We start from the raw sequence: 14375 nt of genomic DNA on the forward strand, positions 1-14375 counted from the left end.
TAAACAATCCTGAATTATCTCATATAACAATTATTCGGGACGAATTACATTAAGTGTCATTGTACTCACAACTCTAGATAATTTTCTAATTGTCGCAATTGCTTTTTCAAATCCTTCTTGATTCTCTGTTTCTATTTCTGCAATTACATCATATGCCCCAAAAGTTAGGTATGCATTGCTTACATCTTGCATCTGATTTAATTCATCTGCAATGTATTCTTCGGCCCCCAGATCACAATTTAATAAAATGAATCCTTTATGCATTACTTTACCTTAAAATAATTACGTAGTTCAGGTCTTTAAGTATTACAGTTACCATCTACTGCGGCCACCGTAACTATTTCGACTGCCCCCTCTGTCATTGAATCTTCTTCTTCCACCTCTGTCATCTCTAGAATCTCGTCTGCCACCTGATCTACTGTATCCTCCGGAGCGACCTCCTCTTGAATAGTTTGATCTTGATTGACCTCCATATCTTCTTGATGGCATTTGTCTTTTTAATGGATCTGGAATCGCAATTTCAATTCCCATCTCTTCATTCAAATCTTTGATGGGAACTTTGATTTGACGCTTAATTAAATTCCAATCTCCTACTGAAGAATACGAAACAAATGTAATTGCTTTACCTTTTGCACCTGCTCTTGCAGTCCTTCCGATTCTGTGGAAATATGCCATTTCTTGGTTTGGAACATCATAATTGATTACTAATTCTACTCTTGGAACGTCAATTCCTCTTGATGCAACATCAGTTGCTACAAGAATATCTGCCTTACCGCTACGAAATTTTCCCATGGATTGCTCTCTTCTGTGTTGTGACATGTCTCCTTCTATTGCAACTGCATCAAATTTTTCTTGATGTAAGAATTTAGCAACATCTCTGGTTCTATATTTTGTTGAACAAAACACAATAGATTGACCCTTTATCGGTTTGATAAAATCAATTAGATACTTGAATTTGTCTCTGTCTTTAATGACTAGATAAGATTGGTCAATACCTTCTCCACTAAGGTCATCTGCATCCAGCAAGAATTGTTTTGGGTTTTTCAAGTATTCTTCAGATAATCTGAGAATCTCAGTTGGCATTGTTGCTGAAAACAATGACATGACTCTGTCTTCTGGTGCTAAATCTAAAATAAATGAAATATCGTCAACAAATCCCATGTCTAACATTGTATCTGCTTCATCAAGAACAATATGGGTGACATCTCTAAGTTCTATCGAACCTCTTTTGAGATGATCAATCAGTCTGCCTGGAGTTGCAACAACAATTTCTACCCCCCTTTCAAGAGCATCTAATTGAAGCCCCATTCCTTGTCCTCCATAAACTGTTGCAACTCTGATTCCTGTATATTTTCCAAATTTCTTTATCTCATCTGTAATCTGCATGGCAAGTTCTCTTGTTGGTGCCATGATCAAACCTTGAATACCATTTTTTGGTTGAATCTCTTGTAGCATTGATAATGCAAATGCTGCAGTTTTTCCAGAACCTGTATGTGCTTGTCCTACAACATCTCTTCCTGTAAGTAATACTGGGATTACTGCTTCTTGAATTGGAAATGCATCATCAAACCCAAGATCGGTGATCCCTTTTAGTATCTCTTCTTTTAATCCTAATTCTTGAAATTTTGTCATTTTATTTTCTTCTCTTAAGCAATGACGAAAAGCTCATTGCTTTGACGTCATTATTCCGATGCGTAAAGTCACAGTTTAGGTCTAATAAACGCTTGTTATTTTTATGCCTCTAGTTGTGCATCAATAACTTTTTTGAAACTTTCAAAGGGTTGCGCTCCCTTTAATTCCACATAACCTATCTCGTCATTTCCTACAAAGAATCCTGGGGTTCCTGAAACTCCGTAATCTCTTCCATCTTGAAGATCTTTTCTAATTTCATCAATATGTTTTCCAGATGTTAAACATGAATCAAATGTATTTTGTTCTAATTTTATCTCTGTAGCATATTTACTAAATGTGATTAGCGCATCGGTTGTTTCTTGTTTGTTCCATTCATTTTGATTCTCAAATATCATATCATGCATTTCTTTGAATTTACCTTGATCATTTGCACAATTTGCTGCAACAGCTGCAGGTAAAGCATTTGCATGGATGCTTTGAATTGGGAAATCCCTGTAAACAAGTTTGACTTTTCCTTGATCTATATATTCTTCAAAAAGTGATGGCAGTGTTTGTATGTGGAATCTTGCACAAAACGGACACTCAAAATCAGAAAATTCGATTATTGTGATGGGGGCATCTGGATCCCCAAAAAATGGATCACCATCTGCTGAAATTTTTACAGGTGAAGGTGGTTGGTTTGTAGGAAGTTTATTTTGTAGAATTTTGAGTTCTAGATTTGCAATTGCATTATCTAGATCTTCCTGTGAAATTTGATCTGAATTTATATTAGAAGCATACATACCTGCAAAAAACGCTGCTACCCCTACTGCAACAATTAATCCAATAATAGAGCCATATGATTTTGATTTATTTTGCATTACCTCCTTTTGTTTAATTTCATTGTCTTCAAAACTCATGTAAAGTCATTCCAAAACCCAGCATACTTAATCGTATTGCCAAATTATAATTGAAATTTTAAAGCCAATGATGGGATCTGAACCCATGACCTTTCGCTTACAAGGCGAATGCTCTAGCCAGGCTGAGCTACATTGGCACGAAGTAAAATGAAATTTTTGAAGGTTTAAAGTGTTACCTGTGTTCTTTTTAGAAGGGATCTTTTAAGAAATTTTCCTAACCGTCAGTTTATAATAATGCAATTTTTTGTTACCTGTTATGAGATACATTGAGCCAACCAGAGTCAAAGTTCTGATGATGATGTTCTTTGCAACTGGTATTCTTGGTATTATAATTGGGTTGTCTCCTGTTGCTCCGCCCTCAACAAAGATGATTATTACTTTTATGGGTGTAGTTAATGTGGGTCTTGGGGCATTCTTTACATTTATCCTTTTGACCCAAGCAGAAAAAGCTCCTGACAAAAGAAAAAAGAAAAAGAAACGAGATTGATTTTTAGATTTAATATTTTTAAAATCTCTGATAATTAATTTTGAAGATTTTTCTGAGCTATTGATTAAAGTTAAATAATATTCCATTTTCTAAAATTCAGAAATGCTGGATTTAGTTGCAAAGAAATTATTTCTTACAAAAGGAAAAGGCATACATGAAGATAGGCTGACTAGTTTTGAATATGCCTTGAGAGATGCAGGAATTGCAGGAACCAATCTTGTTTTAATTTCTAGTATTTTTCCACCAAAAGCAAAACTAATCTCCAGAAAAGAAGGACTAAAACAAATCAAACCAGGGCAAATTCTGTTTACAATATATTCAAAGAACCAAACAAACGAACCACATAGAATGTGTGCTGCATCTGTAGGGCTTGCACAACCAAAAGATACCAAGAGATACGGGTATCTTTCTGAATACGAATCATTTGGTCAAAATGAGACTCAGGCTGGCGACTATGCTGAAGATATTGCAGCGCAAATGTTAGCTTCATCATTGGGAATTCCATTTGATGTTGATAAAAACTGGGATGAAAAAAGACAACAGTGGAAAATATCTGGAGAAATTTATAATACTCACAACATCACTCAGTCAACACGTGGAGATAAGGACGGAAAGTGGACTACTGTCTTTGCTGCAGCAGTACTTTTGTTGTAACTATTTTCTATATCCTTTAAGATAGAATAAAGCAGCTGCAATTGCAACTATTGAAATAATTATTACAACTATAATTGATTCCATTGATGATTCTGATGGAGTTGGTTGCACATCACCTAATGAAAATTTCAGATTCTCCTTGTTGACTGAAGTCTGTTCTCCGAAAATATATTTTCCTTGAATTCTTTGCCCTTCTTGAGGATCAAAAACCCATCCCTCTTTTGAGATATCTGTTGGAATTTTCTCACCATCTGCCACTTGAGTTGGAACAATATTTCCTTTGATATTTGAAATGATTTCATTTTCAGGTGATAATATGACTACTTGAATAATTGAATTAAGTGGATAAAATCCAGCAGAAAAATAATTTGATCTGTTAATTTTGTCTACTTTTAGCAAATCCAAAGGACTAATTTCTGAAATTGTTGCTGCTTTACCTGGATAATCAACTGATAATTTTAACTGTAAAAGTGATTTTGATTCTAAAGGTATCACTGAAAATGTCATTTTTGCATTTTCTTCTGATGATAGTTTTTCTGCAATTTCGTAGAATCCTCCCCCATCTCTAATAATTTTTGGAATAAGAATTGCTGATATTTTTTCATACATCGAGTCTGTATCTTCTGGTGGCATTGTGTATACTGCTGAAATCATGCCCCTTCCTGAAATAATTCCTGATGTCTCAAGTGCCTTGTTGGATTCATCATCTGTATGCAAAAAAACAGAATGGAATTGGGCATCCGTATCAAAGACTTGATTTATCTCATCAATGTATGTATCGGCAACCTCTCTTGCAGCATCTTGAATCTCAAAAATTCCCTTTGCTGATGGATCTCTTAACACGTTTATCATTATACATGATTCATCAAATACGCCTAAGACACATTGCTCTTGATTTGTTACAATTATTGCCTTTATCCTTTCATCCTCTCTAATTTTTTGTTCTAACTCTGCTGGAATTCTAATTTCCTGAATGCTTGTACTCTGCAGGGTTATTGATGCAGTGACATTTTGTGATATGCTTCTGTCTACAATTATTTGTGCGGTCTCTTGAAATGTTGCCAGTCCCATTTCCTGTGAATATGCAAAATTCGTTGAAATTCCTACAAATGCAATTGATATTAAAATCCAAAGTAATTTCTGCATTGGTTGTTCCCTCTAATAATGAAATTATTAACTTTACTCTATTTTTGTATATTTTCTAAATGATTTTTTGATGAATTTTTTTTATTTTTTTACAAAAATTTGTCATCGACTAACTAATATCCTGTTTTGTATAAAATTATAACTAATATTGGCCCTAATCTCCTTTCTTGTTGATATATTTGAAGATCCAATTTTCTCTATAATTGCAGTAATTGGTGCATTTGGGATTGGATTGTTTCAAGGACTAATTTTGGGGCGTGCAATTCTTGTAAGATTTCCGCGTTTACAAAATCACCTAAAAACAGTATCAATTACGTTGTTTGTTTTGTTTTTGGTAAATGCTATTCTTAGTGTTCCTCGCTTTGCCTCTCCTGAAAAAATTGAACTATCTAATATTGTTGCTGGTAACCCTGGTGAACTTGCATCAACCTTGTTTCTTATTTTTGGAATGAATACTGGATTTCTGACAGTACTTGCAATTTCTGTAACTGTAATGACTTTTGTCATTTTGAAATTTACAAACATGCATGGAGTTGTAAAATTATTTGTATTCTTTTTCAGTTCTCTTTTGTTAGTACTTACTGGAATTAGTAGATTCACAGATCTTACTCCAAGTACATTTGAGGTTTTATTGTATTTTCTATACCAACTTGGATTGACAATAGGAATTTTGGGTGGAACCATTCGAAAGGTAAAACCTAAAAAATTAGACTTGAAATAATTTCAAACGTTTAAATCAGATAATCTGTGATGTGGTTTTGACATCGAATTCAAACCGTTCGGGGAACAAAGCTGGCAGTCCTTGCGTTGGACTGTCAGCCCCATTTATTAAAAATCTAATTTAATGATGATAGCGTTTTGACTTGCTCATTAACATAATCAAAACCTTCTTGCCAAAATTTAGGGGATCTTATATCAAGGCCATGTTCAGCAAGAAGTCTTTCTGGCTTTTTTGAACCTCCTGCTGCAAGAATGTCAATATATGATGAAACAAAATCACTCCCCTCTTTTTTGTATCTTTGAAATAATGACAATGCAAGCAGGTTTCCAAATGAATATGCATAGCAGTAAAATGGCGTGTGGTAAAAGTGTGGTATGCAACTCCACTCGATTGCAAAATCATCTGAGATCTCAACCGAACTACCAAACTGTTGTTTCAAGTTTTTTAGATATGTTTTTGAAATTTCATCTATTGTTGTTCCTTCTGCAATCTGTTTGTGAGCATCTACCTCAAAAATCGTGAAAAAAGACTGCCGTAGAATTGTTGCATACAAATCATCAATCTTTTCAGATAACATTATCTTCTTTTCATCATCTGAAATTTTATCTGAAATATTGTCATACAGCAATAATTCTGAAAACGTAGATGCAGTTTCGGCCAGTGGTAATGGTGCATCTTGAACCAGAATTGATCTATTTTGTGCTGCTTGACTGTGAACTGCATGGCCTAACTCGTGTGCTAAAGTGAAGACATCTCTTGATTTTCCTGTAAAATTTACCAAAACATATGGGGTAATTTTTGGTGTTAGTGTGCTACAAAATGCCCCGTCTCTTTTTCCTTGTCTTACAGCTGAATCTATATGATTTTCATTGAAAACCTTTCTTGCAAAATCTTCTAACGTACTACTAAATTTTCCAAGTGACTCAAAAACTAAATTTACAGATTTATTGTACGAATAATTTTTTTCTTTAATGTTGGCAGCAGCTGGTGCATAAATGTCATATCTTCTGAGTTTTTTCATTTTTAGCATCTTTGCCTTTTGCACAAAGAATTTTTGAAAGACAGGCGCATTTTTTTTACATACTAAAAGAAGAGATTCTATAGTTTTATCATCAACGTCATTTCCAATATTTCTCATTGAAATTGGTGTCTTGTAGCCTCGAATTTCAATACCTTCGTCTTTCCAATTGAGTACAATATTTTGGTAAATCTCTCCAACAACTCCCTTATTTTGATTGTATTTTCCAAGAATTGTTTTGTAAGCTGTCTCTCGAATTTTTGGATTTGTGTCTCTTACATAATTTGTAAGTTCTTCTCTTGTCATCTTTTTTGTTTTGTTTCCAACTTTCATCTGATATTCAAATGAGTTAGTTATTTTGTCATACAATTTTACAAGTGCAGAAATCCCTGTTACATCCAGTGTGTTGATAATTCTCTCTTCTGGTTCGCTAAGTGAGTATTTTGCAATTAGTCTTTTATGGGCCAAGTATTCTGAAATCTCTCCTGCATCTTTAATCAATCTCTTTGCATTTTTTTCATCAACTTGTATTTTCCACCATAGATCAAAAAAGAGAATCTTGTTTGAAATCTCTGATCCTAATTTTGACATTCTAGTCATTAATGATGTTGCTTCATCTGATTGGGTGTCAGAAGAGTATGATAAAGATGCATATCCTCCGATCTTGCTCATTTTTTCAGAAATTTCTTCTACTTGCTTTAGTATCTCCATGAATTTTTTAGAAGACATTTTTGGATCTAATTTTGATTTAATTTTTTCAAATTTTCTAGCTTGATTCTCTAACTCTCGAATTTGCTTTTGAAATGCTGGACTTTTTGGATTCTTTGCTAATTCAGAGAGATCCCACATTCCTAGTTGGTACTGAGACATCTACTAGTCGTAATTTTCTGACTATTAAAAAATCAATATGATAACATCTTTGTCCACATTTAGTAGTCCTCACCTGTTTTTCATTGATTTTAAAATTCTTTTAATTATTGAGTATGATACTAGGCTAATACCAAAAATTATCCAGGCATAACTATATGCTGAAGTCTCTTCGATAAATTTAGGTGGGCCTTCCCCTGACAACAAAATTCCTAGGCTGATTCCACCAGCTATTAAAAACCCTATACCTATCCATAAAGTCCAATGAAATTTTTCTCTATTCAACTAACAAGTGTCTTCTAATGCGTTAAAAAAATCAATAGTATTCTTTGTGATGATAACACCACTTCCAAATGTCTCCTGGAATTGCTTTCATTACCGGATGACCTGTCTCCTCAAAATGTTTTGTAGCATGTTTTCCAATAGATGAATCACAACATCCAACATGACCGCATGTTAAACACATTCGAATTGCAACAACTGGAAGATGCTCTTTTTCGCATTCTTCACAGCTTTTTGTGTTGGGGGTAATTCCTTTTTTTTCTTCTAAAAAATGATTACACTCTTTTGACATCTTAGTATTTTTTCAAAGTATTTTTGTATCTTTTAATTGATTCAACAATGATGCTTTTTGCTTCTTTTGCTGATTGCCATCCTAGAATTTCAACTTTTTTTCCTTCCAAGTCTTTATACACTTGGAAAAAATGAGCAATCTCTGAGCGATAATGATCTTCAATATCTGAAATATCTGTAGTATGTAAATACCTAGGATCATTTGTTGAGACACAAATAATTTTGTCATCCAAGTCCCCTGCATCCTTCATTTGAAGTAGACCTATTGGTCTTGCTTCAATTAAAATCCCTGGATATGTTGGATTTGTGACCAGCACCAACGCATCTAGTGGGTCTCCGTCTTCTGAAAGCGTTTGAGGAACAAGTCCATAATCTCCTGGATAATGAAATGGTGAAAATAATACTCTATCTAGTTTTATCATGTTGTGTTTTTTATCGTACTCATACTTGTTCATAGAACCTTTAGGAATCTCTACTACTACATTGATAATTTCTGGAATGTCTGCACCTGATTCTATATCGTGCCAAAAATTTTTACTCATTTTCTAGCTAGCATTTTCTTGAATAGTATATGAATTCTGTGAAAAAATAAAGAAAGTTTAGACTAGCTGATTTTGATTAGGAATGACTCTGTACACCATTACAGTGTACTCTCCCTCAAAGGCTTTTTGCACATCTCCATTTTCATCAGTGCTAGAAACTCTAAACTTGTATTCATAAGAGCCGTCTCCTTTAACATCTACTTGAGCAACATGCACCAAATCATCTGCTTCGTCAAAGAATTGAATGATTACTGGATGTCTCTCGACATATTCTGAAGGACTACCTGTAACAAATCCCCATGGTAATGTGTTATCTTCTGGAACAATCATTGTTGTAACTGTCTTTTTGAGGCTTATCTCTTCATTGATAGGTGTAATTGTTGTAGACTCGGAAGTTTCTGCAATTATTTCTGATGGAAACATCAGAACTGCAAAAGATGCAATAACTGCTAGAAAAATACTTGACTTTGTTCTCATAAGTGAATATTTTCCAAAGTTACTTAAAAAATTTATTACAAATTTGTCCTACGGTAATTCATCTTCCAAGTCAGAGCATGCCTTGTGAACCCATTGCTCTTTGGAATTTTTTAGAATCTCTTTTCCTACTTTTATTGCTTCTCCACACTCTATGCATTTTCCCGGAAATCGTGCCTTCATATCTTTCTTTGATTATTATCTAATTTTAAGTAGATGGATTGACATGTAGCCTAGGCATTTTTTGCTCCATTTTACTTTTTTGAGATATTGATATCTTTGATTTACGAATTATATCTTTGTATGGTTATGGGTTTTTTTCCTAATCTACTAATAATTTTCTTCATTTGATTTATACTAAATGGCTTGTGAATAATAACTGATGCTCCATATCTCTTTAGCATATCTTCCATACCTTTTGTAACGTCTTCTGTTATCATGACAATTTTTGTTGTCGCATCTTTTTTTCTAATCTCTTTTAATGCAATAATTCCATCGAATCTTTTTGTATACCCATCAATGAATATGATGTCTGGATTGTATTTTTCCCTCATTTTAATGACATCGATTCCTTTGGAAAGAATTTTTATGCCTAATATTTCAAGGATTTTACAAAGTACTCTAACTACTAGGTGATCATCACTAACAACTATTGCAGTCTTTGGTCTGCTATTTGCAAAATTAGGGATAGTATTTAAAAATCTGTCTTTTTCTTTGCTGTACTGTTCTGCATGTTCCCTTTTCTGCATGTTTCCTATTATTTTCAGAATTTTTTTGAAATTAGGTGTTTTGTGTCTTACAAACTTTGAATTCTTGTATTTGTTTTGATATGACTTGGCTGTTTGTTCATCTGACTCTGATTCTGCAAGCTTGTTTCTTAACATGAAAATACCTATTAGAGTTATTGAAAGTGAAACCATATCCATTGATGTGATTTCTTCAGAAAGGAATATTCCTGCAAAGATGATTCCAAACACTGATGTTGTAGAATACAACAAAACACTTCTTACTGCCCCAATTTTTTTCAGGCCTGCTAAAAATAACAATGTTGACATTCCGGTACCAAGTATCGCAATTATCGCAATATTTGGAAGGTGTGATATTTCAAAGTCCATTGGTATCTGTAAAATAGCTATGAACAATAGTGCTATACCTGCACATGCAAATGACGTAATCTGTGTTACTCTTCTAGAGTCATACTTGTCTCCAATATACTTACATATCGTAATGTCTATTCCGTACAAAAATCCTGAAATAATAATTAACAAGTCTCCTGTCATGATGTTGTGAATATTCATCCCATTCTCAACAATGTTGTTTAGAATGGGGATCACCATCATTCCGATAATGATCATGGAAAATGGAATGCATTCCTTTATGTTTAGCCTCTCTTTGAAAACGACCATTGCAATTATTAGGGAAAAGACTATCTCACTATTGCTAAAAATTGATGCATTTACTGCTGTTGAGTTTTGCAATCCAAAAAAATACGTTGCCAACGCTGCAACTTCTGATAAACCAATGAGTCCCATGAATAGGATATCTTTTCGTGAAAATTTGCTAACTGAATCTGTTTTTCTTGCTATGGGTGTAAAAAATGCCCCACATATCATGTATACAAGAAATGTCATTACAATTGGATTTATCCCAATTGAACTTTCACCAATTTCTAACATTGGTTTTGATACTACGTGTACCAGAGATGATAAGGCTGCGGCAATAATAATGAAATAATATCCTAGATAATTCTTATTTTTAATTAACCTACATCTCAATTGTTTCCATTTATGGAAATGACATCATTACTTAATAATATGATCCTTGTTTTTTGTTCCTACAATCTAATGGTCTTGATAAATAGGCTTTTCTCAGAGTTCATTAGCTGTAATTCTACGCTCATTTTTTTGCCTTCTAAATTAATTCTTAGGTTACTGAATGCACATAGGTATTTGTTAATTTTTTTATTATCTCGTGAAATCTGACCTGCTTTGTATAATAATCCATTATCAATCAAATTGTTAATTTTTCTGTAACCTGATGTCTGTGATAGATTGCAATCATCAATAATTTCTGAAATTATTTTTGGGGTTTCTGCAACTGATTCTAGAATTGCTTTTTTCTCTAAATCCCCAAATGACTGTAAAATCATTTGAGATATTTTTTCATCACGTAATGTGTACCACCCCTCTTTTGATTTTGACTTTGATTGAAAGATATTTTCAAAGAATTTTCTCTCTAACCCATCTGCCCCTTTTCCAAAAAATTCTCTTAATACCAAGTCTAGTTTATCAAATTCTTCCATTGCTTGTGTAAATGATACTCCATATTTTTCAAATAATCTGTCCTCGATTTTTCTAATCATGTTTTCTCCAAGATTTTTCTTGATGATTTCTTCTAATGATTTGGCAATAAGATTGTCCAAGCCTGGCATACCGTTATATCTTTTTAATAGTTTATTAATTTTCTCTATGCGAAATAAAGGATATTTTTATTAAATACTAATTTCCAAACTTGGTAATAATGGCAATTCAAGTTTTTGATGAAAATAACATGCGTCAACTGCCTGATGAGGAACGGTTTGAAGTATGTAATGATATTCTGAGAAATGAAACTGACGAATCAAAGAGATGGGATGCAGTATGGCTTGTAGGAGAACTTGCCGAAGATCCAAAAGATGAAAATCATTTGCGCAACAAAGTTGCCAATCTTTTAGAATGGGTTCTCCGAAATGATAAAAATGGTGTAGTTAAGCATGAAGCAAGTTTTCAAATTGCCGCAAGGAATTTGAGACACAAAATTGATGTTTTGGTAGATATTGCACTTCACGATAATAGTGTTCTCTCAAAACATGAGGCAATAGAATCATTAGGATTAATGAGGGCATTTGAAGTTGAAGATCTGATAAAAGAGGCATGTAATGATCCAAGTATCGATGTAAGAGAAACTGCACAGTTCGTACTAAAAAGATTTGAGCGATTAAAAGGACAGAGTACCAAGTACACCCCGTCAGAGATCCTGTAAACTATAATCTTAAAATTATCATGTCGGTAACTTTAAACCGAACTAAAGATATACTTGCTAAACAATTATTTTATAATTGACTGAACCCGATATCGTACCAAGTAAATTAAAAACAAACATAAATTTTAAAGTAATCGCATGTATTATTTCTGCAGTATTTGTTTTTCATATATATGTAAATTACTTTTCAAATCCTGCTGATACAGATATAATAATTTCAATTTTTTCCTTCATGAATCCATTAGCAGTTACTATTGCGTCATTTATTACTGCAGTAAAATATATTGATGCAGGAATTTATCGTAAAGCCTACATCTCTCTAGGGTTTGCATATCTTATGATTTTTCTAGGCGAAATCACATATTTGATCTATGATTTATTTTTAGGAATAGATCCTTACCCTTCTATTGCGGATATCTTCTTTTTCTTGCAATACCCATTAGCATTAGCATATCTGATTTTCAACATTAGGTTTTTTTCATCCTTTTCAAACCGATACAAAATTTGGGTTATTACGTTGCCTGCATTAATCTTGATTAGTTATTCAACCAATGCGTTTGCTGAACTTGGAGAATATGGATTTGATTTCTATTATGGATTATTATTTGTTGCATCTTCAAGCCTTGTGTTGGCATTTGCTGTTTTAGGTGCTACAATATTCCGGGATGGTCTTTTGGGAAAAGCATGGACTGTTCTAGTGATTGGAATTTTATCTTGGATAATTGGAGATATTTGGTATTATTACCTTGAACTTTTTGGCGAATTTGATTTAACTCATCCTGTAAATCTGTTCTGGTATGGTGGCTATTGGATTATCATCTATGCATTATACAAGCATAAAAAAACAATTTGATAAAATAAAATTATAAAAATAACAACTATCATTTTTAGATAATCTTTCTTATTAACTCTAGAGAGTAGCTGGAACCCATAACATTCTTATGTTTTTTTGATATTTGAAAATTTAATACAAATATTTTTGTAATTGATTTTAAATGACGAGCTATATGATGCTATAAAGTTAATATGGATTAGATGGTGTTATTGAAAACTGTTTTGCAGAACACCTGGCTTGGTGCACCCTTAAATCTTATACCCACAATAATCTTCTATGGAAAACCCTTATACTGATTTTGTTGGAAAAGTATGGGAACAATTTCCACAACTTGCCCAATTGCATAACTTAGAAAATACGACTCTCCCAATGTGTAATCTAGATCAATTTGTTGAATCTACATATCATAATTTTATAGCAAAAAGAAAACCTCTGTACTATCTAAGTAAATTAATTGAAAATTATGCTCAAGAAAATTATAGACCATTACTTGCAAGTTTTGAAACAATTGCCAGATTCAAATTTGTTGAACGCAGATATTCAAAAATAATCCATCAAATCCCAAAAATTTGGATAATTGGAGCTTTTGAAAAAACTCATTTTTATTTGCCTTCAAAAATAGACGTGTTTAATTGCCGTAACACAGAGATGGCAAATATCTGGAGCGTAATTACAAGAGGTCCCAATGGTCCGTTTGGATTAATTTCTGAAGAATTTGAGGATGGTAAATTTAGAGGATTTTTTACTACTAACCCAGATGTTTGTAGATGTGCACTCAAAATAATGGGAAAAACACTAGGTACTAAATTTGATATCTAGTAATTCCCAACTATTAGTTGTCAATAATTTTATTCTCTATTCCATTTGCTAAAATTATATATTTTTCAAAAACATTGATTGTCAAATTCAAACCCCATCTAGAATTTTTGTAAAATCTGCTATCTTATAACAAATAGAAATTAGATGTGCTATATTATCTGGGTAATTGAATTTATCCAGCTTATCTGCAAAAGCACTTTCAGGTAAACAATTGTATCGATATACTCGAATCTTTATAACATATTATATTCATATTCGTATTATATGGGGGCATCAGATGGCTGCAAAAGAGGCTCACAACTCTAAATTAATTTCATCAGATCTAAAAACAGGCAATATTCCTACATGGTGTAAAGCAATGGGCACTACCGCCTATCGTGTGTCATTTTCAGGACTGTCTCAAAACTACATAGTTGGTCTCGTTGATATGGTAGGTTCTACTAAAATTTCGTCAAAGTTGAAAACTAGAGAATGGGGCTTGTATTATGAAATATTTCTTAACACTATGGCCGCATTACTACAAAGATTCGATGGGTGTGTAATAAAAAACGTGGGCGATGGTCTTTTGTACTATTTTCCTGAATCGTTTAATTACAAAAACACAAATGCATTTTCAAAATGTTTTGAATGAATAATGGAAACAAAGGGAAAAAATCGGTAAAAATAGCAATAGGATTTTAGAACTAA

The 14375-nt window shown here is 33.1% G+C and carries 19 protein-coding genes and 1 tRNA gene; 7 read left to right on the forward strand and 13 right to left on the reverse strand.

The features are described 5' to 3' along the window. Positions 1-30: 30 nt before the first annotated feature. From C6989_RS05320 to C6989_RS05335, 4 genes are all read right to left on the reverse strand, one after another. A complete protein-coding gene (locus C6989_RS05320) occupies positions 31-264 on the reverse strand; it encodes an Lrp/AsnC ligand binding domain-containing protein (protein WP_148703042.1) in 234 nt (77 codons plus the stop codon). Between the two features lie 48 nt (positions 265-312). Then, on the reverse strand, positions 313-1632 hold the full coding sequence (locus C6989_RS05325) for a DEAD/DEAH box helicase (protein WP_182126539.1): 1320 nt from the start codon (positions 1630-1632) through the stop codon (positions 313-315). Between the two features lie 101 nt (positions 1633-1733). Continuing rightward, positions 1734-2531 (reverse strand): DsbA family protein, encoded by a 798-nt coding sequence (locus C6989_RS05330; RefSeq protein WP_182126540.1) that lies wholly within the window; start codon positions 2529-2531, stop codon positions 1734-1736. A gap of 62 nt (positions 2532-2593) precedes the next feature. Next, positions 2594-2668: transfer RNA gene (locus tag C6989_RS05335), tRNA-Thr, on the reverse strand. Between the two features lie 119 nt (positions 2669-2787). On the opposite strand from C6989_RS05335, the gene C6989_RS05340 reads away from it, so the two are divergent. Then, a complete protein-coding gene (locus C6989_RS05340) occupies positions 2788-3018 on the forward strand; it encodes a hypothetical protein (RefSeq protein WP_255464649.1) in 231 nt (76 codons plus the stop codon). A gap of 102 nt (positions 3019-3120) precedes the next feature. Next, positions 3121-3672, forward strand: coding sequence for a pyruvoyl-dependent arginine decarboxylase (locus C6989_RS05345; RefSeq protein WP_148703045.1), 552 nt, complete (start codon positions 3121-3123; stop codon positions 3670-3672). On the opposite strand, the gene C6989_RS05350 is transcribed toward C6989_RS05345, so the two are convergent. After that, positions 3673-4818 carry a hypothetical protein gene (locus C6989_RS05350; protein ID WP_148703046.1) on the reverse strand — a complete coding sequence of 382 codons (1146 nt, stop codon included), beginning with the start codon at positions 4816-4818 and terminating at the stop codon, positions 3673-3675. 148 nt (positions 4819-4966) lie between these two features. Here C6989_RS05350 and C6989_RS05355 point away from each other — a divergent pair, with 148 nt between their 5' ends. Next, complete coding sequence (locus C6989_RS05355) at positions 4967-5539, forward strand: hypothetical protein (protein WP_148703047.1); 573 nt, start codon at positions 4967-4969, stop codon at positions 5537-5539. Positions 5540-5654: 115 nt separating this feature from the next. Here C6989_RS05355 and C6989_RS05360 read toward each other — a convergent pair whose 3' ends face one another. From C6989_RS05360 to C6989_RS05390, 8 genes are all read right to left on the reverse strand, one after another. Continuing rightward, positions 5655-7427: a M3 family oligoendopeptidase gene (locus C6989_RS05360; RefSeq protein ID WP_182126541.1), complete on the reverse strand. Its 1773-nt coding sequence runs from the start codon at positions 7425-7427 to the stop codon at positions 5655-5657. 69 nt (positions 7428-7496) lie between these two features. Then, positions 7497-7709, reverse strand: coding sequence for a hypothetical protein (locus C6989_RS05365; RefSeq protein ID WP_182126542.1), 213 nt, complete (start codon positions 7707-7709; stop codon positions 7497-7499). Positions 7710-7740: 31 nt separating this feature from the next. Then, a complete protein-coding gene (locus C6989_RS05370; RefSeq protein ID WP_182126543.1) occupies positions 7741-7998 on the reverse strand; it encodes a UBP-type zinc finger domain-containing protein in 258 nt (85 codons plus the stop codon). Between the two features lies 1 nt (position 7999). Further along, positions 8000-8539: an inorganic diphosphatase gene (locus C6989_RS05375; RefSeq protein WP_148703051.1), complete on the reverse strand. Its 540-nt coding sequence runs from the start codon at positions 8537-8539 to the stop codon at positions 8000-8002. A 57-nt stretch (positions 8540-8596) separates the two neighbouring features. Continuing rightward, positions 8597-9016, reverse strand: coding sequence for a hypothetical protein (locus C6989_RS05380; RefSeq protein ID WP_182126544.1), 420 nt, complete (start codon positions 9014-9016; stop codon positions 8597-8599). 48 nt (positions 9017-9064) lie between these two features. After that, complete coding sequence (locus C6989_RS10230; protein WP_255464650.1) at positions 9065-9196, reverse strand: hypothetical protein; 132 nt, start codon at positions 9194-9196, stop codon at positions 9065-9067. 101 nt (positions 9197-9297) lie between these two features. After that, positions 9298-10788, reverse strand: coding sequence for an EamA family transporter (locus tag C6989_RS05385; protein ID WP_182126545.1), 1491 nt, complete (start codon positions 10786-10788; stop codon positions 9298-9300). 59 nt (positions 10789-10847) lie between these two features. Beyond that, positions 10848-11444: a hypothetical protein gene (locus C6989_RS05390; RefSeq protein WP_182126546.1), complete on the reverse strand. Its 597-nt coding sequence runs from the start codon at positions 11442-11444 to the stop codon at positions 10848-10850. Positions 11445-11533: 89 nt separating this feature from the next. On the opposite strand from C6989_RS05390, the gene C6989_RS05395 reads away from it, so the two are divergent. The 4 genes from C6989_RS05395 to C6989_RS05410 all read left to right on the forward strand — a co-directional run bounded on the left by C6989_RS05395 (position 11534) and on the right by C6989_RS05410 (position 14319). Then, the gene (locus C6989_RS05395; RefSeq protein ID WP_182126547.1) at positions 11534-12034 is read left to right on the forward strand and encodes a HEAT repeat domain-containing protein; all 501 of its coding nucleotides are present in this window, start codon (positions 11534-11536) and stop codon (positions 12032-12034) included. Positions 12035-12110: 76 nt separating this feature from the next. Beyond that, on the forward strand, positions 12111-12887 hold the full coding sequence (locus tag C6989_RS05400) for a histidine kinase (protein ID WP_182126548.1): 777 nt from the start codon (positions 12111-12113) through the stop codon (positions 12885-12887). A gap of 258 nt (positions 12888-13145) precedes the next feature. Then, positions 13146-13688 carry a hypothetical protein gene (locus C6989_RS05405; protein ID WP_182126549.1) on the forward strand — a complete coding sequence of 181 codons (543 nt, stop codon included), beginning with the start codon at positions 13146-13148 and terminating at the stop codon, positions 13686-13688. Positions 13689-13965: 277 nt separating this feature from the next. After that, the gene (locus C6989_RS05410) at positions 13966-14319 is read left to right on the forward strand and encodes a hypothetical protein (protein ID WP_182126550.1); all 354 of its coding nucleotides are present in this window, start codon (positions 13966-13968) and stop codon (positions 14317-14319) included. Positions 14320-14375 lie beyond the last annotated feature (56 nt).

It is taken from the genome of Nitrosopumilus sp. b2 (assembly GCF_014078535.1).
In the GTDB taxonomy this organism is placed as follows: Archaea; Thermoproteota; Nitrososphaeria; order Nitrososphaerales; family Nitrosopumilaceae; genus Nitrosopumilus; species Nitrosopumilus piranensis.

Excerpts from the sequence above, each read along its gene's own strand:
- C6989_RS05395 (WP_182126547.1), top strand. The coding sequence starts at position 11,534 with ATGGCAATTCAAGTTTTTGATGAAAATAACATGCGTCAACTGCCTGAT.
- C6989_RS05320 (WP_148703042.1), bottom strand. The coding sequence starts at position 264 with ATGCATAAAGGATTCATTTTATTAAATTGTGATCTGGGGGCCGAAGAA.
- C6989_RS10230 (WP_255464650.1), bottom strand. The coding sequence starts at position 9,196 with ATGAAGGCACGATTTCCGGGAAAATGCATAGAGTGTGGAGAAGCAATA.
- C6989_RS05345 (WP_148703045.1), top strand. The coding sequence starts at position 3,121 with ATGCTGGATTTAGTTGCAAAGAAATTATTTCTTACAAAAGGAAAAGGC.
- C6989_RS05390 (WP_182126546.1), bottom strand. The coding sequence starts at position 11,444 with ATGCCAGGCTTGGACAATCTTATTGCCAAATCATTAGAAGAAATCATC.
- C6989_RS05330 (WP_182126540.1), bottom strand. The coding sequence starts at position 2,531 with ATGAGTTTTGAAGACAATGAAATTAAACAAAAGGAGGTAATGCAAAAT.
- C6989_RS05340 (WP_255464649.1), top strand. The coding sequence starts at position 2,788 with ATGAGATACATTGAGCCAACCAGAGTCAAAGTTCTGATGATGATGTTC.
- C6989_RS05325 (WP_182126539.1), bottom strand. The coding sequence starts at position 1,632 with ATGACAAAATTTCAAGAATTAGGATTAAAAGAAGAGATACTAAAAGGG.
- C6989_RS05405 (WP_182126549.1), top strand. The coding sequence starts at position 13,146 with ATGGAAAACCCTTATACTGATTTTGTTGGAAAAGTATGGGAACAATTT.
- C6989_RS05380 (WP_182126544.1), bottom strand. The coding sequence starts at position 9,016 with ATGAGAACAAAGTCAAGTATTTTTCTAGCAGTTATTGCATCTTTTGCA.
- C6989_RS05350 (WP_148703046.1), bottom strand. The coding sequence starts at position 4,818 with ATGCAGAAATTACTTTGGATTTTAATATCAATTGCATTTGTAGGAATT.
- C6989_RS05370 (WP_182126543.1), bottom strand. The coding sequence starts at position 7,998 with ATGTCAAAAGAGTGTAATCATTTTTTAGAAGAAAAAAAAGGAATTACC.
- C6989_RS05410 (WP_182126550.1), top strand. The coding sequence starts at position 13,966 with ATGGCTGCAAAAGAGGCTCACAACTCTAAATTAATTTCATCAGATCTA.
- C6989_RS05375 (WP_148703051.1), bottom strand. The coding sequence starts at position 8,539 with ATGAGTAAAAATTTTTGGCACGATATAGAATCAGGTGCAGACATTCCA.
- C6989_RS05360 (WP_182126541.1), bottom strand. The coding sequence starts at position 7,427 with ATGTCTCAGTACCAACTAGGAATGTGGGATCTCTCTGAATTAGCAAAG.